Below are 22,731 nucleotides of genomic sequence, written 5' to 3'. Positions count from 1 at the left end.
GGTACCAGGCCGAGACTACGAGGATATCATGGCTGATTCGAATTTGCTGGCGCGCGGATTGCGCCGCCTTGTCGCTCCCGTTGCAGGAGCGCTCGCGATGTCCGCAATCCTGTCGACCCCTCTCTACGCCGAGACGTTGACCGATACGCTCCGCGACGCCTACCGCAATTCCAACCTGCTCGAGCAGAACCGCGCGGTTCTGCGGGCCGCGGATGAGGACGTGGCGCAGGCCATGGCGTCTCTGCGTCCGACGCTCGATTTCGTGGCCTCGTCCAACCGGACGTTCCCGCAGGCGCCCGCCCAGCGTCTTGCCGGCGTGCCGCCCGTGATCACGACGGCCCAGCTTCAGGCGTCCATCACGCTCTACGCCGGCAACCGCAACCGCCTGGCCGTGGAGAGCACCAAGGAAACCGTGCTGTCCACCCGGGAGGCCCTTCGCGGCATCGAGCAGAACGTGCTCCTGGCTGCGGTGCAGGCCTATCAGGACGTGCGCTCCGCTCAGTCCTTCGTCCAGCTGCGCCAGAACAACAACCGGCTCATCACGCAGGAACTCAACGCCGCAAGGGATCGCTTCGAGGTGGGTGAGGTGACGCGGACGGACGTGGCGCTGGCCGAAAGCGCCCTGGCCGAAGCCCGGTCCCTGCTGACCTCCGCGCAGGGCGACCTCGCCACCGCGCGCGAAGCCTTCAAGCTCGCCGTCGGCCGCTTCCCCGGCGATCTGGCCGATCCGCCGCCGCCGCCGGCCCTGCCGGCCACCGAAGCCGAAGCCCGCGAGATCGCTGTGCGCACGCATCCGGCGATCCTTCAGGCGCAGCGGCAGGTCACCGTCGCCGAGATCGGCATCGAGATCGCCGAGGGGGCCTACATGCCCACCGTCACCGGGTCGATCACGGGCTCCACCGATTCCTACCAGCAGAACGAGGAGCGCACGGCGTCCCTCAACTATTCCCAGCCGATCTACCGGGGGGGACAGCTTGCCTCGCTGGAGCGCCAGGCCGCAGCGCGCCGCGATCAGGCCCGCTCCAGCCTCCTGCGCACGGTGCGGGAGGTCGAGCAATCCGTCGGCAACGCCTGGGCGCAGCGGACCGTGACCGCCGGCCTCGTGGATGCCTCCCGTCGCCAGATCGTCGCCGCGCAGACCGCCTTCGACGGCATCCGCGAGGAGGCCCGGCTCGGTGCGCGGACGACGCTCGACGTGCTCGATGCGGAGCAGGATCTGCTGAACGCCCGCGTCATTCTGGTGGACGCGCAGGCGCAGGGCTACGTCGCGAACTTCGCGCTGCTGTCCGCCATGGGTCTGTTGACCGCGGAACACCTGGAACTTGGCGTTCAGACCTACGATCCGGCGGCCTACTACAATGCCGTCAGGGATGCGCCGGCCTACCTTTCGCCGCGCGGTCAGAAGCTCGACAAGGTGCTGGAGCGTCTCGGGCGTCAGTGATCGGCCTGCCTATCGGGGCAACGCCTTATACCACCCGGGTCCGTACCCCGTTGTCGGACGTGGTGAGCTTCGGTAACCTACTTATTATCGGGGACTGAGGAGCGGCCATGTCCAGACAAAGCAATGCGCGGGATTCCGGCGATGTGTTGTCGTCCATCCGCCGGCTCGTTGCCGCGGACCCTGTCCTCGGTCCGGGTGAGGCAACTCGGCCCGCGATCGGGCGGGACGATGATCCCGCCCCGCGTCCCTCTGCACTGATCCTGATGCCATCACAGCGGATCGAGCACATCCCGGGCGCGCCGGAATACCCACCCGAGGCCCCCTTTGCAGAAGATGCCGCAGCGCTGACGCAGGTGGCAGAGGTCCTGAGCGGGCCTGAACCGGCCGAAGCGCCGGCTTCTGGGCCTGCGGGCTCCAGCCCCGAGGCGCCCACCAGGCAGCGCCCGTGGGAGGAGATCGAAGCCTATACCGACAGTGCGCCCGCGGCGTGGGAGCCCGACAGGGGCGACGCCGCCACGCGCACGGGCGATCCGGACGACGAGATCGCCGCCTTCTTCCGCTCGACGTTCAAGCCCGACGCCTCCGTCCATCATGGCGGCGCGTCGGAGAGTGACACAGATCGCCGGCCGGACCGCGGCGGACGCCTCGATCTTGGACGGGCCGCAGAGGACGCCGCACGTGCGCTCCGAGACGAAGACCCTGATGGGGAGGCCGGGGCACGCGCGGAGGAGGGTGCCCTCTACGCGCCGGAGACGCCCGTGGAGCAGGCTCCACGCGAACTCGATACCCTGGGCAGCTTCGATCCCGGATACGACCTGCCTTGGCCCGGTGACGAGGACGACTTCGACTCCCTCGCGCCCGGTCACACGGCGCCGTCCGAGCAGGAATTCTCGACGTCCCTCGAACATGCCCTGTCAGGCGCTGACGTCCTTGATGGCCTCGATGAGGCAGCGCTGTCCGAGCTGGTGACCCGAATCGTCCACCGGGAGCTTCAGGGCAGTCTCGGCGAGCGCATCACGCGCAATGTCCGCAAACTCGTCCGCCGCGAGGTGGAGCGGGCTCTCGAGCTGCGCAGGTTCGACTGACGCTCACACGCCGGGAGGCCGCGCCGGACCCAGCCCCGTGATCGGCCGGACCCCGTCGCATGGGCTGGACATGCGACAGATAACAACAGCCCGAATGTCACAGTGAAAAAACCCCGCCGGCTGATGCCGCGGGGCGTGTCTCGGAGCAATCGCGTCCCGGAGAGGGAGGCGGGGGCCGGCGGCGCATCGCCGCCGGCCCATCCGTCATCAGGCCGCTTCGGCCTGCTCGGCCGCAGCTTCGGCAGCATGACGCCGCTCGCTTTCCTCGCGGGAGAGGGCGACGGACGTCCTTACACCCTTGCCCACGAACTCCATGAGGCCAGAGACCACACGCTCGTTCGGGTCGATACCGGCACAGCTCAGAACTTCGCGCCCGTCCTTGGACCGCGCCCAGCGGGCAATCTGGTCGGGACCGTTGCCGAACTTCTTGTCGTCGGCAATCGCGTCGTCGAGCGCAGCCAGCACCACGGCAGCAAAAAGCTTTCGGGCACGCTGGCCCTGCTCATGGTTGAAGGCCGTGCCATCGATGAAATCTCGCATTTCTTATCCTTATTCCCGGTCTTGCCTTTCCGGCTTGGCGCCGAATATGACGTTTTTGCAGCGATTCGGTATGCCATCAAACGCATTGCTACGTTGCGCCCAGTGCATGGCTCCCTGTATGCCCGACTGCCTCCGAGCCCAAGATATGGTAAGCTTGCGGGGCTACTGGTCCGGCGATATAGGGGCAGACAACCAAGCTTCAACTTACATAGGCGGGATGGCGCTGCGATGCCGAAAATCAACGGCAATGAAATTCGTCCGGGTAACGTACTTGAACATGATGGCGGTTTGTGGGCCGCCGTGAAAGTCGACCACGTCAAGCCGGGCAAGGGCGGCGCGTTCGCCCAGGTCGAGATGAGGAACCTCCGGAACGGCTCCAAGCTCAACGAGCGCTTTCGGTCGGCCGACAAGGTCGAGCGGGTGCGCTTGGAGCAGAAGGATCAGCAGTTTCTCTACGAGAGCGACGGCATGCTGGTCTTCATGGATGCCGAGACCTACGAGCAGATCGAGCTTCCCGCAGAGATCCTCGGTGATCGTCGCCCGTTCCTGCAGGACGGCATGACGATCCAGATCGAGTATCACGAGAGCGAGGCCCTGAGCGCGTCGCTGCCCCAGAAGGTCACCTGCAAGGTCGTCGAGACCGAGCCGGTGGTGAAGGGTCAGACGGCGGCGAACAGCTTCAAGCCGGCGATCCTCGACAATGGCGTGAAGGTCATGGTCCCCCCCTTCGTCGGGCAGGACGAGGACATCGTGGTGAACACCGAGACCATGGAATATTCCGAACGCGCCTGACCTTGGGGTCATGATGCGAAGAGTGCTGGCGGCGCGCCTTGGGAGCTGATCCCGGCGCGCTGCTTCTCTTTGAAGTGATCGGACGTGGCCCAGCGGGCGGCGTTTCGCCCGAACCCGTGATGCGCCTGCCGCTGCGGATCGGCGAGCGGCCCTGCCGTCAGTCCTTCGGCACGGCCCTGATGCGCGCCCCGCCCGCTTCCATCTCTGGCCCGATACGGTCGTGCCGGAGATAGGCCAGCCCGCGGGAGCCTGCGACCGTGTGAAGGGTCCCAGCCGGCTTGCCGCCCGAGGTGATCGGCGTGCCGGGCTCCGCGGCCCCCTCGACCTCGACCTGCACCAGACCTTTCTTCAGCTCGGTCTTGTGCCGCATCCTCGCCGTGACCTCCTGACCGACATAGCAGCCCTTGCGGAAGTCGACCCCGCCGATATCGGCGAAGCGGTGCTCGAGGATATAACTTTCGTTGGGCACCAGCTCGACGCAGCTTTCGGGGATCGCCGCCTCCACGCGCAGACTGTCCCAATCCGTTCCGGACGCCTCGCCCGGCGTCGCCGAGATCATGCGCCACCCGAGGGCCGGGTCCCGCGGGTCCGCGAAGGCCCCTTCGGGCGCCTCACCAAGCCCGCGCAGGACGTAGAGCTCCGTCTCCTCGATCTGCACCTTGGCGCGCAGGCGATACATGGCCAGTCGCTTTCGCAGGTCCGCGGCCAGCGGCTCCGCCACGTCGAGCAGGATCCGATCGCCGTCCTGGATCAGAAAGAAATCGGCGAGGTACTTGCCCTGCGGCGTCAGGAGGGCGGTGTAGATCGGCCCCTCAGAAAGCTTTCGGACGTCGGACGTCACGAGGCCCTGCAGGAAGTCGGCGGCATCGGCGCCGCCGATGGCCAGAACCTTGCGTCCGGGCGCGGTCTCTTTGACGGTCATCGTCTTTCCCCTCTGCTGATCTGCCCGATATAGGGGAGGCACCGCCCGGTCGAAAGCGGCCTCCCCTCAGATGGACGACCCATGCCAGCTCCGATCACCGTCATCGTGCCGACGCTCAATGCCGAAGCGGTTTTTCCGAAGACGCTGGAGCGCCTGATGGAGGGGTTGAAGGAGGGGTTGATCCGGGAACTCATCGTCACGGACGGCGGCTCTTCGGACGCGACGCTCGCGATCGCCGACGCTGCGGGAGCGCAGATCGTGACCGGGGCTGCGGGGCGGGGTGGCCAGGTGGCCCGTGCGATCCGCGATGCGCGGGGGGAATGGATCCTCGTCCTTCATGCCGATACGTGGCTGCCGCCCGGCTGGACGGAGGCGGTGCGGTCCGCCCTCGAGCGCCCCACTGCCGCCCATGCCTTCCGCCTGGCCTTCCGGTCGGACAGCGCCGGCGCGGTCTGGACGGCAGGGTGGGCCAATCTTCGCAGCCGCTGGTTCGGTCTGCCTTACGGCGACCAGGGCCTTCTGATCGCGCGCGACCTTCTGGACGAGGTGGGCGGCTACCCGGAGCTGCCCCTGATGGAGGACGTTGCGCTTGCGCGATCCCTCAAAGGGCGCATCCGCCTGATGCCCGCCACCGCGACGACCTCGGCCGAGCGCTACGAGGCGAATGGCTGGGCGGGGCAGGGGGCGCGGAACCTCCTGAGGCTTGGCCGCTATCTCTGCGGCGCCGATCCCGCACGGCTCCGGGCGGACTATGCCGCGCCGGTCTCCTCGTCGCCGTCCTCAGCATCGCCCGACGACTCCGAATTGCGGAACTGAAGGCGGTAGAGTTCGGCATAGCGCCCGTCCTGCACCAGAAGCTCGTCATGGGTGCCTTCCTCCACGACGCGGCCGCCATCCATGACCACGATGCGGTCGGCGTTGCGAATGGTGGAGAGGCGGTGGGCGATGACGATCGTGGTGCGGCCCTCCGCGAGGCGATCGAGCGCGGCCTGCACCACGGCCTCGGAGCGCATGTCGAGGGCGCTCGTTGCCTCGTCGAGGAGCAGGATCGGACGGTCCCGGAGTAGCGCGCGGGCAATGGCAACGCGCTGACGCTGACCGCCCGAGAGATTGCCGCCGCGCGGGCCGGCGGGGCTGTCGAGGCCATCGGCGAGGTTGTCCACGAAATCAGTGATATGCGCCGCTTCCATGACCTCCCGCAGCCGCTCCTCGGAGACGTCGGTGCGGCCGAGCAGGATGTTCTCCCGCAGCGACTCGTCGAACAGGAGCGCGTCCTGGCTCACCATCGAGAACTGGGAGCGCAGGTCCGCGAGATCGAGATCACGAATGTTGGCGCCGCCCAGTGTCACCTCGCCGCCATCGGTCTCCACGAGCCGGGTGAGCACGTTGAAGACCGTGGACTTGCCGGCGCCGGATGCACCCACGAGGGCCGTCGTCTCGCCAGACCTCGCGACGAAGCTCGCCTTGCGCAGGACCGGCAGGTCGCCATAGGCCAGCTCCACGTCCCTCAGTTCGATATCGCCGAGCGCCTCTGGCATCTTCTTCGGGGACTTGGTCATGACGAGATTGGGCTGGGTATCGAAGACGGCCTTGATGCGGTCCATGCTGACCGCCGTCGCCTGAAACGTGCCCGAAACCGCGCCGAGACGGCGGATCGGGTCGAAGGCGAGGGCCATTGCGGCGAAGAAGGACATGAATTCGCCGACCGTCTTGTCGCCGTTGATGATCTCGGAGCCGCCGAAGAGCAGCACCGCGCAGAAGCCGAGGCCGGACATCAGGTCGATCATCGCCGGGATCAGCGCCTTGGCGATGGACGCGCGGACCTCGCTGTTGATCCGCCGGTCGGCGAGCGCGCGGTAGCGGTCGGACTGGTAGGTCTCCAGCTCGTTCAGCTTGACGGGCGCGATGCCGTGGAACACCTCGTTCAGGCGCGTGGACATGTCCGACGCGATCTGCCTGTTTTCCCGGGTGACGGTGCGGACGAGCTTCTGAATCAGGAGCGACGGCAGGACGAGGAAGGGCGTGCCGACGAGCGCGATCAGCGTCCATTTCCAGTCGATCACCATGACGACCGTCAAAAGCGAGATCAGGCTGACGATGTCACGCCCGACGCCGGTGATGACCACGTTCGCCACCGACTTGATGGAGCCGGTATCCCCCTTCATCCGCTCCATGAGCGCGCCGGGCGGATTGGCGGAGTGGAAGAGCGTGTCCAGCATCATCAGGTGCCGCAGCAGGTCGTGCTGGACGTTGAAGACGATCTGGTTGGAGGCGCGGGTGATGATGATGCGCTGTCCGAGATTCATCGCCGCACGGACCACGAAGATGCCGAAGATCACCCCGGCGACCCAGTAGAGCGCGTCGTAGTTGCCGGAGATGAAGACGTTGTCGAACATCGGCTTCATCATGTAGCTGAGCAGGCCCAGCATGGATCCCTCGACCGACATCAGGATGCCGGCGATGATGATCACCCAGAGGAAGCGGCGGACATAGGTCGTCCACGCCCAGGCGAAGAGGCGACGCTGATCCTTGAATGACAGGTCCGGGCGGTCGTCGAGCTTGCTCATGCGCTGCGTGCCCGCCTGAAGCGGGGCCTCTCGTTGAAACTGGCCTCGATCGCCTTCGGATCGTACTCGGTGCGGAACCACTCTTCGAGGCCGATGGGAGCTTCGGCATTGCGGTCTTCATACACGTCGAGGATGTGATCGACGATGCCGGTGCGCGTCCATTTCAGGTGCAGGTAGCGCAGCGACAGGTGGCTGCGGGCCTCCTCGAGCGGGACGCCCTCCACGATCACGCGGTAAAGGACGGCGGCGAAGCCCGCCCGGTCCGCACCGGATTTGCAATGCAGCAGGAACGGCTTGTCGATGCTCTTCAGCGTGTCGACGAGCTTGAGGATCTCCCGCCGCTTGGCGGCCTTGCGGGCGTAGATCTTGGCCGTGACGAGCCGCAGGCCGAGCGCGTCGCAGGCCTCCTTCTCGAACAGCCACGGCGAATACCTGTCCTCGCCGCGAAGGTTGAGGATCGTCGTGATCCCCATCTCCTTGTAGCGCCTGAGGCGCGCGGGGCCCGGATGGTTGGAGCGGTAGACGCCCTCGGCGACCTTGTCGAAATTGGTCCAGGGCAGGCGGAGGACCGCGTGGTCCATCAGGTGGAAATGGACAAGCGCCTGGCGCCGTTTGGCCGGTGTCGAGATGTCGTCGCCGAACGAATTCCGGACGCGCCTCTCGATCCCCTTAAGCCACGTCGCGACGCGCTGCACCATCTCGTCCTTCGTCAATCGTCCCGGCGTGCGGGGCAGGAAAGCACCGCCCTCTCCCCGCGGGTCCGCCCGGCTCTATCGCATGGCGCGGGGCAGGGGCAAGCGCGGCCCTCATTGACCGGCGCAAAGCAGCGGCCTAACGCGTTACCTGATCGGGGCGCGATGAGCGCCGCTTTGAGACGAGGCCTCCCATGACCCTTTCCAACGGTATCCGCTACCTCGCCACGCCTGGCCCCTCCGTCATGCCCGAGGAGGTCCTGCGCGCCATGCACCGCAGCGCGCCCAACATCTATTTCGGGCCGTTGCACGATCTGGTCGACGGGCTGATCCCCGATCTGAAGCGCATCGCCCGGACGAGCGGCGATGTCGCGATCTACACCGCCAATGGCCACGGCATCTGGGAAGGGGCGCTGTGCAATGTCTGTCGCCGCGGGGACAGGATCCTCGCGCTGTCCACCGGGCGCTTCACGGAGCACTGGTCCGAGGTCGGCGCGCGGCTCGGACTGATCCCCGAGCTGATCGATTTCGGACGGCGGAGCACCGTCGATCCGTCCCGCGTCGAAGATGCGCTGAAAGCCGATGCCGCCCATCAGATCCGCGCCGTGATCGTGTGCCACGTCGATACCTCCACGGGCGTCCGCAACGAGATCGCGCCCATCCGAGAGATCCTGGACCGTCTGGAGCATCCCGCGCTCCTGATGGTCGACACGATGGCCTCGCTCGCCTGCGACAGGGTGGAGATGGACGGCTGGGGCGCCGACGTGCTCCTGGCGGGCTGCCAGAAGGGCCTGATGACGCCGCCGGGCCTCGCCTTCATCTGGTTCAACGAAAAGGCCGCGGCGGCGCGCGAGCGCTCCGACATGGCAACGCCCTACTGGGACTGGGTGCCGCGCACCCGGCCGCAGGGCTTCTACCAGTATTTCTTCGGGACCGCGCCGACGCACCACCTCTACGGGCTCCGCACGGCGCTCGACATGATCCTCGAGGAGGGGCTGGAGGCGGTCTGGCGGCGGCACGAGATCCTCGCCTCCGCAATCTGGGCCGCGGTGGAGACCTGGGGTGAGGGCGGCTCCATGGAACTGAACATCCCGCAGGCGCACCTGCGCAGCCATGCCGTCACCGCCGTGCGCCTGCCGGGGGCCGGAAAGCGGCTGCAGGATTGGCTCGAGGCGAATGTCGGCCTGACCCTCGGCGTCGCGCTCCAGATCGGCGGGCCCGACGATCCCCGCTCCGAGGGTCACTTCCGCATCGGTCACATGGGACACGTCAACGCACAGATGATCATGGGCGTTCTGGGCAGCATCGAGGCGGGACTGGAGGCGCTCGACATCCCGCGGGGCGAGGGCGCCGTGGCCGCGGCCGCAAAGGTGATCGCGGAGGGGGCGGCCGGCTGAGCCGGCGCCACCTCCTCTGCGCTACCCCTTCCGCGCCTCGGCGAGCGCGGCCGGCAGGGCATCGGCGAAGATGTCCAGCACCTCGTCCGGCGCCGTCGAGACGCGGATGCAGCGGTCCTGCGGGGCACGGAAGGGCATCCGGACGAAGACGTCCTGAGCGGCAAGGGCCTGTACCAGCCGCCGGGAGAAGGCGCCGTCCGCCTTGCAATCGACAGCGACGAAGTTCGTGGCCGAGGGCAGGGCGAGGAGGCCGTTCTTTGCAGCGATCTCGGCGATGCGCTCCCGCGCGGCCTCGACCTGTCCGATCACGCGCGCGAGGTGCGCCTCGTCCCCGAGGGCGGCCAGGGCGGCGGCCTGCGAGATCCTCGGGATTCCGAAATGGTCCCGCACCTTGTCGAAGGCCCGGATGATGTCCGGAGGAGCGATGGCATAGCCGACCCTGAGCCCCGCGAGACCGTAGGCCTTGGAGAATGTCCGCAGGCGAATGAGCCGGCGGTCGGATGTATCGAGGGGAAGGTTCCGCCCGCCGGGGGCGAACTCCGCATAGGCCTCGTCCAGCACCAGAAGCGCGTCCTGCGGCAACGCGTCCAGCATCCGCGCGATGGTCTCCGGCTCGTGCCACGTGCCCATCGGATTATCCGGGTTGGCGAGATAGACGAGGCGTGCGCCACGCTCCGCCGCTTTCGCGACGAGGGCTTCCGGATCCTCGAAATCGTCCCGGTAGGGAACCGTCTCCAGCCGGCCGCCATGGGCCGCGACGTGGTAGGCGAAGGTGGGGTAGGCGCCGTCCGACGTGACCACTGCGGATCCGTCCGAGGCGAAGAGGCGCACGAGATCGTTGAGGATACCGTCTATCCCGGCGCCGATGGCGATGGCCTCGATGTCGATCCCCAGCTTCGCGGAGAGCGCGGACCTGAGATCCCAGCTCGCACTGTCGCCGTACATCCAGACGTCCGTCGCGGCGTCCTGCATCGCCTTCACCGCGGCGGGCGAGGGGCCGAAGCCGCTTTCGTTGGCCCCGATACGGGCGGCGAAGGGTCGGCCCCGCTGGCGCTCCTGCACCTCGGCGCCGACGAAGGGCACGGTCTCGGGCAGGGATCGGGCGAGGGCGGTCAATCTGGGATCACTCATGGGACGGAAGACTTGCCCGCAAGGAGGCGGGGCGGCAAGCGTGTTTCGGCACGGGCGGGTAGGAGCGGCGGCGAGGGTGGTGCCGATCCCGACGCCGTCCCGCCCGCGGCACCCTTCGCCGTCCCCGTTTCGGCGGAACCGCGCTTCCTTGTCGCGTCCCGTCCCCATCGCCTTGCTCACGGAACGGAGAGCGTTACCCTCCCGCGGAACCGACCGGAGAGCCGTGACATGCCCGAGACCCCCGACTACCTCGATACCGCAGAGGGCCGCCGCCTTGCCTATCGCAGGACGGACGGGGCCGGCCCGTGGATCGTGTTTCTCGGCGGGCTTCGCTCCGACATGGAGGGCACGAAGGCGCTCCATCTCGAAGCCTGGGCGCAGCGGGAGGGACGCGCCTTCCTGCGGTTCGACTATTCGGGCCACGGCGCGAGCTCCGGGACCTTCGAGGAGGGCGCGATCGGGGACTGGGCGGAGGACACCGCCGCGATGCTGGACACGCTGCCGGGCGATATCGTCCTCGTGGGCTCGTCCATGGGCGGCTGGCAGGCGCTCCTCGCCGCGCGCGCCATGCCGGATCGGGTCCGGGGCCTCGTCACGATCGCCGCGGCCCCCGATTTCACCGAGGACGGCTACGCCGCATCGTTCACTCCCGCCGAACGCTCGAAGCTGGAGCGAGAGGGCCGCATCGCGCGCGCCTCCGAGTACGGCGAGGACATGATCATCACACGCCGCCTGATCGAGGATGGCCGGAGCCACCTCGTCCTGCGCACGCCGCTCTCCCTGCCGATGCCGGTCCGGATGCTGCAGGGCACGGCGGACGATGCCGTCGACGTCTCCGTGGCGATGCGCCTTCTGGACCATGCGGAGGGCCCCGACATGCGCCTGACGCTCGTGAAGGATGCGGATCACCGCATGTCGTCCCCCGCCGAGCTGGCGCTGATCGAACAGGCGCTTCGCGAGGTTCTCCTTGCCGCGGAGGGGGCGGAATGAGAGCCGTCATGTGGGTTCTCGGCCTTCTTTGCGCGGCGGTGCTGATCTTCGGTCTCGCCTGGGGGCTCGGGCCCCGCGAGCCGGTGCGCGTGGTCTCCGAAGTCGATGCCGGGGACGTGCCGGAGACCAACCTCAGCCGGTGGCTCGACGAACGGGAGGACGAAACGCCCGACCTGCGCGACGACGCCCGCAAGGAGGTCGTCTGGCATGGCGAGGAGGGCGGCGCGACGCTTCTGTCCGTGGTCTACCTGCACGGCTTCTCCGCCAGCCCGGCGGAATTGCGTCCGGTTCCCGATCTGGTCGCGGCGGAGTTGAAGGCAAACCTCTTCCTGATGCGCTTCAAGGGTCACGGCCGGGACGGCGCCGCCATGGCCGAGGCGACCGCCGGAGACTACGTGGATGACGTGGCAGAGGCGCTCATCGTCGGGCGGCGCCTCGGCGAGCGCGTCCTCGTTCTTGCGACGTCGACGGGCGGCGCGGCGCTCACGCTCGCGCTCTCCGCAAACCCGGATCTGCGCCGGGACCTCCACGGGGTCGTGATGATGTCTCCGAACTTCAGGATGAAGGCAACGGGATCGGCGCTTCTGACATGGCCCTTCGCGCGGACCTTCGTGCCCGTTCTGCTGGGCGACAGCCGCGGCTTCGACCCCCAGAGCGAGACCCATGCGGCCCACTGGACCGAGACCTATCCCAGCCGCGCCCTCATGCCGATGGCCGCGCTCGTCAAGGCGGCGCGGGAGGCGGACGTGGCGGGGATCGAGGCGCCCGCGCTCTTCCTCGTCTCGCCCACCGATACCGTCGTGTCCCCCGAGGCCACGCGCGAGATGTCGCTGCGCTGGGGCGGGCCCGCGACCTTTGAAAGCTGGGAGCTGAAGCCGGGGGACGACCCGGACGGCCACGTCCTCGGTGGCCGTATCCTCAGCCCGGGTTCGACGGAGGCCCTCGCCGCCCGCATCGCCGCTTTCGCCGGCAGCGTCTGACGGCCCGGACCCGATCCGCCGCCGCGTCGTTAATTCCCCGAAGTGCGGGGCCGCGCGCCCCATTCCAGCCGAACGCCAGGGGACGCGACATGACCAAGCACGACATCGGATCGCTTCAGAGCATCGAGGAGAACACGCCGGTGAAGGCCGATGCCGGCGGCACGGACATTCTCATCATCCGCCGCGGTGACGAGGTGACGGCGCTGGCCCATGCCTGCCCTCACTTCGGTCTGCCGCTCTCCAAGGGCTATCTCGATGGCGATCGGTTGATCTGCGCCTTTCACCACGCCTGCTTCGATGTCGGCACCGGCAAGCAGACCGAGCCGCCGGGCCATGGCGATCTTCGCCGCTATGAGGTCGAGGTCCGGGACGGGCGCGTCCTCGTCGAGGTCGAGGACGGGGCGGAGGCTCATCTCGAGCCCGCGTTCACCACGCGCGGGGCTGACACGAGGCGCTTCGTCATCGTCGGCAGTGGAGCCGCAGCCGATGCGGCCGCCCTGACCCTGCGGGAGAACGGGTTCTCGGGCGCGATCGCGATGATCTCCCCCGAGGAGGAGGCGCCCTACGACCGGACCCTGATGAGCAAGGCCGTTCTGGCGGGAGGCGATAGTCCGCGCGGGCCGACCATCACCGGGACCGACATGCTTGCTGCGCGGGATATCGAGCGGGTGCGGGGCACCGTGCGCGCCGTCTCGCCGGAAGAGAAGACCCTCTCGTTGGAGGATGGCGGCACGGAGGCATTCGACGCGCTTCTGGTCGCGCCGGGCGGGACTTTGAACACGCTCGGCGCGCCGGGCGAGGATCTTCCAGGAATTCACGGCCTGCGCTCCCGCGTGCAGGCGGAGCGAATCGCGAAGGAGGCGGAAGGCGCCCGCCGCGCCGTGATCGTCGGCGGCGGCTTCATCGGCCTCGAGGCCGCGCTGTCGCTGGCCAAGCGCGATATCGACGTGACGGTGGTTCTGCGCGATCCTGTGCCGATGCGGGGCGTGGTGGGCGAGCGCGTCGGGCGGGCGATCCGCGCCGAGCATGAAGCGGAGGGCGTGACCTTCGTCGAAGGCGAGGTGACCGGTTTCGAGGGAAAGGCCCGCGTCAGCGCAGCCCGGCTCAAGAGCGGGGACAGTCTCGAGGCGGATCTCGTTCTCGTCGCGATCGGCGTCACGCCGGCGACCGCCCGGATCGACGGTCTGAACGCCGAGGCCGATGGCGGTGTCGTCACCGGGCCGGACCTCTCCGTCCCCGGCGCGCCGGGTCTCTTTGCCGCTGGGGACGTGGCGCAGGTGCCGACGGCATGGGGCCGCGTGCGGATCGAGCACTGGCGCGTCGCCCGGCAGCACGGGATGCGTGCGGCGCGGGCGATGATAGGCGAGCGCGTCGAGGAGGTCGGGGTGCCGTTCTTCTGGACCGCGCTGAAGCGCCAGTACCGCTATCTCGGCCATGCCGAGGACTGGGACGAGATCGTCATCGACGGCGCTCCCGAGGATGGCGGTGATTTCGTCGCCCGGTACATCAAGGGCGGCAAGGTGATGGCCCTCTTCGGCGCCGGGCGCGATGCCGAGATCGCCGAGGCCCACGCCCGGATGATCCGCGAGGGTGGTCCGCTGGACAGGTGAGGGGCGTGTGCGGAGGCGCGGGCTCGTGTCCCTCTCCGCGCGTCGGATCACCCGGGGCAGATAGGTTAACATCGCTCCCCCTTCGATTGCGGGGGGCGTCCGTCCCGATTATGTCCCGCGAAAGTCGCCCCCTGGAGGCGACGCATTGGAAGGATCTGTTTGCCATGCGGCTCATCGCCTGCACCGCCCTCGCGACCCTCGTCAGCTTTCCCGCCCTGGCGGACGAGCTCGAGGAGGAGGCCGTCGCACTCTTCGAGGCGGCCTATCCCGAAGACCAGTGCTGGAGTTATTACGAGAGCCGCCCCGCGCCCCAGCGGAGGGAGTTCACCGTCGAGGGAGGCGCGGAGCCGGAGACGGTCACGACCTTCGAATTCACCTGCGTTTCCGCGGCCTACAACGTCGTGAAGGCGGTTCTCGTGCACACGCAGATCGATGGCCTGCGCGTGCAGAGCTTCGCCTATCCCGCGATGGACATCACCTACGAGGGCGGCAGCGATGTCGACGCCCCGGTCGGCCCGGTGGAGAGGATCGAAATCGTCGGTTACGGCACCAAGAGCGTTGTGACCACGCCCGTCACCGACGAGGAAACCGGGCAGATCGTTGCCGAGGAAAAATGGCGGGGCATCGGCGATGCAGGCACGTCCGGCACGTGGGAACTGACCTCCGGCGGGTACATCCTGACCGGCTTCGAGATCGACGCGACGTATAACGGGGAGATCGATCCGGTGACCGTCCTCAAAGCGGGAGAGCCGGTCACGGCGGAGTAACGGCGAGGGGGCAGACGCCGCTCCCCGCGGCGCGCTCCGGACCTCGCTGTGGGACAGACGGCAAAAGGGGCGCTCGCGGGCGCCCCTTTGTCTTTTCAGTCCTGGGTGGCGCGCCTCACGCCGCTTCGCGCCGGCGGTTGGAGCGGGCGTTCTTCTTGGTGAAGTCGAGCACGAGCGGACGGATGTTGTTCCGCCAGGACCGGCCGGCGAAGATGCCGTAATGGCCGGCTCCGGGCTCGAGGTGCTCCGCCTTCATGTCATCCGGCAGGCCCTTCAGCATCTCCAGCGCGGCGACGCATTGGCCGGGCGCGGAGATGTCGTCGTTCGCGCCTTCCACGGTCATCACGGCGACGTCGCGGATCGCCTCGATGTCGCAATGCTCGCCGTTCACGGTGAAGACGTTCTTCGCGATCTCCCGCTCCTTGAAGACGCGCTCGACGGTGGAGAGGTAGAACTCCGCCGTCATGTCCATCACGGCCAGATACTCGTCGTAGAACTTGTTGTGCCGGTCGTGATCGGAGGCGGTGCCGCGGGCGACGTTGACCACCTGGTTGAAGAAGGCCGTCGCGTGGGTGTCCGCGTTCATCGCGATGAACGAGGTAAGCTGCTGGAGGCCCGGATAGACGAGACGCCCGGCGCCGGCGAACTTGTAGCCCACCCGCTGGATCACGTGCTGCTCGAGCTGGCCCATGGTGACGGAGGCGCCGAAATCGGTCACTTCCGTGGGCGCGGCACCGGGGTCGATCGGGCCGCCGATGAGCGTGAGCGTGGAGGGCTGCGCCTCGGGCTCATGCTTGGCAAGGTAGGCCGTTGCGGCGAGCGCCAGCGGCGCGGGCTGGCATACGGCGACGACATGGGTGTCCGGCCCCATGTGACGGATGAAGTCGACGAGATAGAGGGTGTAGTCCTCCACGTCGAACTTGCCCTTGGAGACGGGAATGTCCCGCGCGTTGTGCCAGTCCGTCACGTAGAGGTCGCAATCGGGCAGCAGCGAGGCCACCGTGGAGCGCAGGAGCGTCGCGTAATGTCCCGACATGGGCGCGACGAGCAGCACCTTGCGCTCGGCCTCCTCGCGGCCCTGCACGGAGAAGTGCAGAAGATCGCCGAAGGGCGCCGCGATGACCGTCTCCATCTCGACGAGGTGGTCGCGGCCGTCCTCGCCGACGACGGTGTCGATCTCCCAGTCCGGCTTCATCGCCATGCGGGAGAAGCTGCGCTCAGTGACTTCGCCCCAGGCGGCGGTGAGGCGCACCATCGGGTTGAGGCTGAGGCCGAATGCGGGGTGCGAGAACATCGCCTTCGCCGTCGATCCGAACCATTCGTTTGTGATGCGGGCGGATTCCATAAGGTCGTAGGTCGCCATGGGCTTCATGGGCGGTCTCCCTCTCTTCGGCGCACGGCCGGGCAAAATCGCCGCTTTGCCTCCCTACGCAGGCGACGTTACGATGAAGTGAAACTAGGGGGGCAAGCAGGGCATGACAACCGACGATGACGGAAGCGGTCCGAACCTGGAGGCCTTGAACGCCAACATCGAGCGCATCGAGGATCTGTCGCAGAGACTGGTCTCGGCCCTCGCGCAGCGCCGGAAGATCCCGCCGTCGCTCCAGGGGCCTGGCGAGGATCTCTACATGAAAGCGGCCTCCGCCTGGATGGCGGAGATGATGTCGAACCCCTCGAAGATGATCGAGCACCAGGTCGGGTACTGGGGCAAGACCTTGAAGCATTACGTGGAGGCACAGCAGTCGCTGACCTCCGGCAAGTTCGCCGCGCCCGAGGATCCGGGGCCGAGCGACCGGCGCTTCGCGGGGGATCTGTGGCAGACGCATCCCTACTACAACTGGCTCAAGCAGCAGTACCTTCTGTCCTCCGAAGCGATCACCGGGGCGGTGGAGAAGCTCGATCACCTGGAGCCGCGCGACCGCAAGCGGCTGGAGTACTTCTCCCGCCAGATCGTGGACATGGCCTCGCCGGCGAATTTCCTCGGCACCAATCCGGACGCGCTGGCCCGGGCGGTCGAGACCGACGGGCAGAGCCTCGTGGACGGGCTCGAGAACCTCGTGCGCGATCTCGAAGCGAACCGGGGGGACCTGCTTGTCACCCTTGCCGATCCCGACGCGTTCAAGGTGGGGGAGAACATCGGCTGCACCGAAGGCTCGGTGGTCTTCCGCAACCGGCTGATGGAGCTGATCCAGTACGCACCCCGCACCGAGACGGTGCATCGCACGCCGCTGGTGATCTTTCCGCCCTGGATCAACAAGTTCTACATCCTCGATCTCAACGCCGAGAAGAGCTTCATCCGCTGGGCGGTGGAGCAGGGGCATACCGTCTTCGTCGTCTCCTGGGCGAACCCGGACGCCAGCTACGCCGATGTCGGCATGGACGATTACGTCGAGGAGGGCTTCCTGACCGCCATCGAGGAGGTGAAGGGCATCTGCGGCGAGGAGAAGGTCAACGCGATCGGCTATTGCATCGCAGGCACGACGCTGTCCGCGACGCTCGCGCTGATGAAGAAGCGGGGCGATGCCTCCGTCCGGTCCGCGACCTTTTTCACCACGCTGACGGACTTCTCGGATCAGGGCGAGGTCGGCGTCTTTCTCGACGACGATTTCGTGGACGGGATCGAGGAAGAGGTGACGCGCAGCGGCGTGCTCGACAGTTTCTACATGTCCCGCACGTTCTCCTTCCTGCGCGCGAACGACCTCGTCTATCGCCCCGCGATCAAGAGCTACATGATGGGCGAACGGCCGCCCGCCTTCGATCTGCTTTTCTGGAACGGGGACGGGACGAACCTGCCCGCGCGCATGGCGGTGGAGTACCTGAGGGGGCTCTGTCAGGAGGACCGGCTGGCGAAGGGCACGTTCCGGCTCTGCGGCGAGACGGTGGCGCTGTCCGATGTGTCCGTGCCGCTCTGCGCCATCGCCTGCGAGACGGACCACATCGCCGCCTGGCGCTCGTCCTACCGCGGAATCCGCCAGATGGGCAGCCGCAGCAAGACGTTCATCCTGGCCGAGAGCGGCCACATCGCCGGCATCGTCAACCCGCCCGCCAAGAACAAGTACGGCTTCTTTCTGAACGAGGACATGCCGGAACTGCCCGAGGACTGGAAGGAGGGGGCGGCGCGTCAAGGCGGCTCCTGGTGGCCGAGCTGGGGGGCCTGGATCAAGTCCCGCGCAGGGGCGCAGGTGCCGGCCCGGACACCGGGAACGACCGCCCGCCCCGCGCTTGCAGCCGCTCCCGGGACCTATGTCCTCCCCGGCAAGGCGGCCTGAAACGTCGCTACGACGCGCCCCTCGGCCCGGGGCCGGCCGCGGCAGGGGCAGGGCGGTACTCCCGCCGTTGCGGCGCAGAGGCCGGGTGACCTAAGGGGAACTTTTTTGCTGCAGTGCAGAAAAACCCCTTGTCATGCTGCAGTGCGGCATCTATTTACGTTGGGCAAGGGCGCGGGACGGCCACAGGGGCCGCACACCCGGCGCATTGATGCTAAGGAGTGATATCGTGACCAAGGCCGACGACATGAACAAGATGATGCAAGAAATGATGGCGGCGTTCCCCTATGACGCCTCTTCCCTGCAGGACGCGTTCAAGACGTCCGCCGCGCTCGGCGAGAAGATGTCCCGGGTCGCCATCGAGGCTGCCGAGAAATCCACCGAGATTTCCGCGCGCTGGACCAAGGACAGCCTGACCAAGGTGTCCGAGATGACCAAGGTGAAGGACGATCCGCAGGACTACTCGAAGGCGATGACCGATTTCGCCTCCGCTCAGGCCGAGATGACCGCCGAGACCATGGCTGCCTTCGCCGAAGTCGCGAAGAAGGTTCAGATGGAGACGGTCGAACTGATGCTCGCCGCCGGCAAGGACTTCTCCGAGGACGCGACCGCCGCCGTGAAGAAGGCGACGACCGAGGCCACCGCGGCCACCAAGAAAGCGACGTCCGCAGCCGCCTGATCGGGCGCCGGACGACGAGAAGAACGCGGACCCGTGCAGGCGCCTCCCTCCTGCACGGATCCGGGGAAAGGGCGGGGCGCCATGCCGGCGCACCCGCCCTTTTCGTGCGACGCGGCTTTCCTTTCCCAAATCGCTGCCCTACCTTTCCTCCACTGCCGAGAGGAGGACGTGATTTGTCCGACGAAACGTCTGTGCTTCTGATAAAGCGCTATGCGAGCCGGCGGCTCTACAATACCGAGACGAGCGACTACGTGACGCTCGAGGATATCGCGTCGTTCATCCGCGCCGGGCGCGAGGTGAAGATCGTCGATCTGAAATCGGGCGACGACCTGACCCGCCAGTACCTTCTCCAGATCATCGCCGAGAACGAGAGCAAGGGCGAAAGCGTCCTTCCGCTCGATGTGCTCACCGATCTCGTCCGCTCCTACCAGAGCAAGGCGAGTTCCGTGGTGCCGCAGTTCCTGGCCATGTCCTTCGACATGCTCCGCGAAGGGCCGTCCAAGGCGGTCGAGAACATGACGCGCATGAATCCGATGGCGACGATGCCGGGCTTCGACCAGATGGTGAAGCAGCAGGAAGCGTTCATGAAGGCGATGACCGGCGGTATGCCCTCCGGCTGGTCCGGACCGAGCCCCGAGGAGACGAAAGAGACGCGCGCCTCCGGGGCCGCCTCCGCCAGCGGGGACGAACTCGAGGAGATCCGCCGCCAATTCGCTGAACTCAAGGAAGAATTGCGCGCCGCGAAGGGAAAGTAAGAGGCCCGCGTTCCAAGGCTTCGGCCCTCCGTTCCGCGCTCTGCCGATTGGGCATTGCCCTTGAGCGCGAGAACCCGCTACTGTCGTTGGAAGGGCCTGCGCGGCCGAGCCGTGCGTTTCCTTACGAAAATTTCACTGATCTGGAAGACGGTGAGCCCGCAATAGTCGGTCCTCCCCCGCCCGGTCAGCGTCACCCGGCCGCACCCTCGTGCGGCCACGCCCGGTCCCGCGTTCCGCGGAAAAGGGTCCACCGAACTGGATGCGTCAGGGCCGATGGCCGAACCGCATCGGAGATCAAACGCGATGCAAGGCGCGGTCGGACATGAGCAGGCAGGCAGGGTGCTTCACAGCGCCGCGGCCGCCGCGTTCCATGAGCGCGCCATCGCCCCAACACAACACCCCCGACAATTCCGCACGGCCAAGTCGCCGCCCGGGTCACGGGGGGTCTTGAGAGACTCATGGCTAAAAAGATGCTTATCGATGCCACCCACGCGGAAGAAACCCGCGTCGTGGTGGTGGACGGAAACAAGGTCGAGGAGTTCGACTTTGAAACCGTCAACCGCCGGCAGCTCGCCGGCAATATCTACCTCGCGAAGGTCACACGGGTAGAGCCGTCACTTCAGGCCGCCTTCGTCGATTACGGCGGCAACCGGCACGGCTTCCTCGCCTTCTCCGAAGTCCACCCCGACTATTACCAGATCCCCAAGGCGGACCGCGACGCGCTCCTCGCCGAGGAAATGGCGCTGGCCCAGGCCGAACAGGACGAGAACGGCGACGAGGACGGCAAGTCGGGCGGGAAGTCGTCCGGCGGTCGCAGCCGCTCGCGCAGTCGGTCCCGCTCCCAGAAGGCGAGCACGGACGGCGATGCCGTCGCCACGCAGGAGACGTCCGCCGAGGGCGGCCCCTCCGGCATGGACGTCGTCGATCTCGGCGATGAGGAGGACAGCGATGCTCCGGCGCAGGTGCCCGACGCACCCGAGCCGCCCGTCGCCGCCGACACCGAAGGGGACGAAGGCGCGTCCCGCGATACCCGCGGGGACGATATCGAATCCGTCGCCGACGAGGATGTGAGCGAAGAGATCCGCGCGCCGAAGCCGCGGGCTCGCCGCTACAAGATCCAGGAAGTCATCAAGGTTCGCCAGATCCTTCTCGTGCAGGTCGTCAAGGAAGAGCGTGGCAACAAGGGTGCCGCGCTGACCACGTACCTGTCGCTCGCCGGCCGCTACTGCGTGCTGATGCCCAATACCGCCCGCGGCGGCGGCATCTCCCGCAAGATCACCAACGCGACCGACCGCAAGAAGCTCAAGGAAATCGCCTCGGGCATCGAGGTTCCGAAAGGCGCCGGTCTCATCATCCGTACCGCCGGCGCGCAGCGCACCAAGGCCGAGATCAAGCGGGACTACGAGTACCTTCTGCGCCTCTGGGAGCAGATCAGGGAGCTCACGCTGAAGAGCATCGCGCCCGCGCCGATCTACGAGGAAGGCAACCTGATCAAGCGCTCGATCCGCGATCTCTACAACCGTGAGATCGACGAGGTCTGGGTCGAAGGCGAAACCGGCTACCGCGTGGCCAAGGACTTCATGAAGATGATCATGCCGTCCCACGCCAAGAACGTGAAACAGTACACCGATCCCATGCCGCTCTTCGCGCGGCATCAGGTCGAGAGCTACCTGTCGGGCATGTTCAACCCGACGGTGCAGCTGAAATCCGGCGGCTACATCGTCATCGGCATCACCGAGGCGCTCGTCGCGATCGACGTCAACTCCGGCCGGGCCACCAAGGAAGGCTCGATCGAGGAGACGGCGACCAAGACCAACCTCGAAGCGGCCGAGGAAGTGGCGCGCCAGCTCCGTCTGCGCGACCTTGCGGGCCTCATCGTGATCGACTTCATCGACATGGAAGAGCGCAAGAACAACGCCGCCGTCGAGAAGCGCTTCAAGGACAAGCTGAAGACCGACCGCGCCCGCATTCAGGTCGGCCGCATCTCCGGCTTCGGCCTTCTGGAAATGAGCCGCCAGCGCCTCAGGCCCGGCATGCTCGAAGCGACGACGCAGCCCTGTCCCCATTGTCACGGCACGGGACTATTGCGCTCCGACGACTCGCTCGGCCTGATCATCCTGCGTCAGATCGAGGAGGAGGGGACCCGCGATCGCACCCGCGAAGTGCTGATCAAGGCGCCCACCGGCATCGTCAACTTCCTGATGAACGACAAGCGCGAGCACATCGCCGGGATCGAGGCGCGCTACGGCATGGCCGTCAGGATCGAGAGCGACCCGATGCTCATCTCGCCCGACTACACGATCGAGAAGTTCAAGACGGCGACGCGCAATGTGGCCGAGGTTACGGCGCCCGTCATTTCCGTGGACACGTCGGACATGCCGGAGCTCCTTCCCGAAGAGGAGGAGCTGGAGGACGCGACGGACAACCTCCCCGGCGCCGAGGCTCCGGCCGAGGTCCAGGGCGGATCCGATGCGGAGACGCCTTCGTCCGACGAGGACAAGCCGAAGAAGAAGCGTCGTCGTCGGCGCCGGCGCGGCAAGGGTAACGGCAACGGCGATCAGCAGGGCGGCGATCAGCAGGGCGATACGTCCGAGACTGGCGCGCAAGGCGAGAGCTCCGATGCGGAAACGGCTTCGGAGGCGCAGGACGGGTCCGATACCGGCTCCGGAGAAGAGCCGTCGCAGGAGGAGCAGCCGAAGAAGAGCCGGTCCCGCACGCGCAGTCGCTCCCGTAGCCGCAAGCCGGCCGTGACGGACGCCGAGCAGACTGCGGACACGCCGCAAACGCCGGCCGCGACCCCCGCGCCCGACGCGGTCGTCGAAGCCGAGGCGATCGCGCCCGAAGGCGCCCCGCAGATCGCCGATACGGCATCCGAAGCCGCGCCGCTCGCCCCGCGCATGCCCGAGGAGGCAAGCGCGCCCGCGCCTGAGCAAGACGTGGCCCCGACGACGCCCGCGCCCGTTGAGCACCCTGTGCCCGCCGAGGAGCCGGCCCCCGTTACCAGCGCGCCCGAGCCGGAGCCCCAGCCCGCACCGGCCGCTGAGGACGAGAGCGAGAAAAAGGACAGCAAGCCCAAGCGTCGCGGGTGGTGGTCCCTCGCACGCTGAAGCTTGAAGC

19 protein-coding genes are annotated in these 22,731 nt (G+C 67.4%); 13 read left to right on the top strand and 6 right to left on the bottom strand.

Annotation, left to right across the window (positions count from 1 at the left end; genetic code table 11):
• Positions 1-28 precede the first annotated feature (28 nt).
• Positions 29-1,441 carry a TolC family outer membrane protein gene (locus DQG15_RS08735; protein ID WP_232830770.1) on the top strand — a complete coding sequence of 471 codons (1,413 nt, stop codon included), beginning with the start codon at positions 29-31 and terminating at the stop codon, positions 1,439-1,441.
• A 107-nt stretch (positions 1,442-1,548) separates the two neighbouring features.
• Entirely contained in the window at positions 1,549-2,526 is a 978-nt protein-coding gene (locus DQG15_RS08730) for a hypothetical protein (RefSeq protein WP_116084469.1), read from the top strand.
• Between the two features lie 207 nt (positions 2,527-2,733).
• Here DQG15_RS08730 and DQG15_RS08725 read toward each other — a convergent pair whose 3' ends face one another.
• Complete coding sequence (locus tag DQG15_RS08725) at positions 2,734-3,066, bottom strand: DUF6280 family protein (RefSeq protein ID WP_116084468.1); 333 nt, start codon at positions 3,064-3,066, stop codon at positions 2,734-2,736.
• Positions 3,067-3,294: 228 nt separating this feature from the next.
• Between DQG15_RS08725 and efp the strand changes: the two genes are divergently transcribed.
• Positions 3,295-3,858: an elongation factor P gene (gene efp, locus DQG15_RS08720; protein ID WP_116084466.1), complete on the top strand. Its 564-nt coding sequence runs from the start codon at positions 3,295-3,297 to the stop codon at positions 3,856-3,858.
• A 157-nt stretch (positions 3,859-4,015) separates the two neighbouring features.
• Here the strand turns inward: efp and DQG15_RS08715 are convergent, their stop codons facing one another.
• Complete coding sequence (locus tag DQG15_RS08715) at positions 4,016-4,780, bottom strand: folate-binding protein YgfZ (protein ID WP_116084464.1); 765 nt, start codon at positions 4,778-4,780, stop codon at positions 4,016-4,018.
• Between the two features lie 81 nt (positions 4,781-4,861).
• Here DQG15_RS08715 and DQG15_RS08710 point away from each other — a divergent pair, with 81 nt between their 5' ends.
• Positions 4,862-5,596, top strand: a complete 735-nt coding sequence (locus tag DQG15_RS08710) for a TIGR04283 family arsenosugar biosynthesis glycosyltransferase (protein ID WP_116084463.1) — start codon at positions 4,862-4,864, stop codon at positions 5,594-5,596.
• Here DQG15_RS08710 and DQG15_RS08705 read toward each other — a convergent pair.
• Both DQG15_RS08705 and DQG15_RS08700 read right to left on the bottom strand, forming a co-directional pair.
• Positions 5,530-7,347 carry an ABC transporter ATP-binding protein gene (locus tag DQG15_RS08705; RefSeq protein ID WP_116084461.1) on the bottom strand — a complete coding sequence of 606 codons (1,818 nt, stop codon included), beginning with the start codon at positions 7,345-7,347 and terminating at the stop codon, positions 5,530-5,532. The two genes, DQG15_RS08710 and DQG15_RS08705, sit on opposite strands and share 67 nt — an antisense overlap.
• On the bottom strand, positions 7,344-8,060 hold the full coding sequence (locus DQG15_RS08700; RefSeq protein ID WP_232830769.1) for a tyrosine-protein phosphatase: 717 nt from the start codon (positions 8,058-8,060) through the stop codon (positions 7,344-7,346). The genes DQG15_RS08705 and DQG15_RS08700 overlap by 4 nt, the downstream gene beginning before the upstream one ends.
• Positions 8,061-8,233: 173 nt before the next feature.
• Here DQG15_RS08700 and DQG15_RS08695 point away from each other — a divergent pair, with 173 nt between their 5' ends.
• Positions 8,234-9,436 carry an alanine--glyoxylate aminotransferase family protein gene (locus DQG15_RS08695; protein WP_116084458.1) on the top strand — a complete coding sequence of 401 codons (1,203 nt, stop codon included), beginning with the start codon at positions 8,234-8,236 and terminating at the stop codon, positions 9,434-9,436.
• A gap of 21 nt (positions 9,437-9,457) precedes the next feature.
• On the opposite strand, the gene DQG15_RS08690 is transcribed toward DQG15_RS08695, so the two are convergent.
• On the bottom strand, positions 9,458-10,567 hold the full coding sequence (locus DQG15_RS08690) for a pyridoxal phosphate-dependent aminotransferase (RefSeq protein WP_116084456.1): 1,110 nt from the start codon (positions 10,565-10,567) through the stop codon (positions 9,458-9,460).
• A gap of 228 nt (positions 10,568-10,795) precedes the next feature.
• Here DQG15_RS08690 and DQG15_RS08685 point away from each other — a divergent pair, with 228 nt between their 5' ends.
• The 4 genes from DQG15_RS08685 (at position 10,796) to DQG15_RS08670 (ending at position 14,914) form a co-directional block, all read left to right on the top strand.
• Positions 10,796-11,557: an alpha/beta fold hydrolase gene (locus DQG15_RS08685; RefSeq protein ID WP_116084455.1), complete on the top strand. Its 762-nt coding sequence runs from the start codon at positions 10,796-10,798 to the stop codon at positions 11,555-11,557.
• Positions 11,554-12,537 carry a carboxylesterase gene (locus DQG15_RS08680; RefSeq protein ID WP_116084453.1) on the top strand — a complete coding sequence of 328 codons (984 nt, stop codon included), beginning with the start codon at positions 11,554-11,556 and terminating at the stop codon, positions 12,535-12,537. Before DQG15_RS08685 ends, DQG15_RS08680 begins: the two co-directional genes overlap by 4 nt.
• 89 nt (positions 12,538-12,626) lie before the next feature.
• Entirely contained in the window at positions 12,627-14,147 is a 1,521-nt protein-coding gene (locus DQG15_RS08675; protein ID WP_116084451.1) for an FAD-dependent oxidoreductase, read from the top strand.
• 164 nt (positions 14,148-14,311) lie between these two features.
• Entirely contained in the window at positions 14,312-14,914 is a 603-nt protein-coding gene (locus DQG15_RS08670; protein ID WP_116084450.1) for a hypothetical protein, read from the top strand.
• Positions 14,915-15,029: 115 nt separating this feature from the next.
• Here DQG15_RS08670 and phaZ read toward each other — a convergent pair whose 3' ends face one another.
• Positions 15,030-16,286 carry a polyhydroxyalkanoate depolymerase gene (phaZ, locus tag DQG15_RS08665; protein WP_116084448.1) on the bottom strand — a complete coding sequence of 419 codons (1,257 nt, stop codon included), beginning with the start codon at positions 16,284-16,286 and terminating at the stop codon, positions 15,030-15,032.
• 103 nt (positions 16,287-16,389) lie between these two features.
• Here phaZ and DQG15_RS08660 point away from each other — a divergent pair, with 103 nt between their 5' ends.
• The 4 genes from DQG15_RS08660 to DQG15_RS08645 all read left to right on the top strand — a co-directional run bounded on the left by DQG15_RS08660 (position 16,390) and on the right by DQG15_RS08645 (position 22,721).
• On the top strand, positions 16,390-18,183 hold the full coding sequence (locus tag DQG15_RS08660) for an alpha/beta hydrolase (RefSeq protein WP_116084447.1): 1,794 nt from the start codon (positions 16,390-16,392) through the stop codon (positions 18,181-18,183).
• 226 nt (positions 18,184-18,409) lie between these two features.
• The gene (locus tag DQG15_RS08655; RefSeq protein WP_370454173.1) at positions 18,410-18,859 is read left to right on the top strand and encodes a phasin, PhaP; all 450 of its coding nucleotides are present in this window, start codon (positions 18,410-18,412) and stop codon (positions 18,857-18,859) included.
• A 173-nt stretch (positions 18,860-19,032) separates the two neighbouring features.
• A complete protein-coding gene (gene phaR, locus DQG15_RS08650; RefSeq protein ID WP_116084445.1) occupies positions 19,033-19,614 on the top strand; it encodes a polyhydroxyalkanoate synthesis repressor PhaR in 582 nt (193 codons plus the stop codon).
• Between the two features lie 458 nt (positions 19,615-20,072).
• The gene (locus tag DQG15_RS08645; RefSeq protein WP_116084443.1) at positions 20,073-22,721 is read left to right on the top strand and encodes an Rne/Rng family ribonuclease; all 2,649 of its coding nucleotides are present in this window, start codon (positions 20,073-20,075) and stop codon (positions 22,719-22,721) included.
• The last annotated feature ends 10 nt before the right edge of the window (positions 22,722-22,731 follow it).

Origin of the sequence: Tropicimonas sp. IMCC34011 (genome assembly GCF_003390865.1) — a bacterium.
Classification (GTDB): domain Bacteria; phylum Pseudomonadota; class Alphaproteobacteria; order Rhodobacterales; family Rhodobacteraceae; genus Tropicimonas_B.
This window is presented reverse-complemented; position numbering and strand designations above follow the sequence as displayed.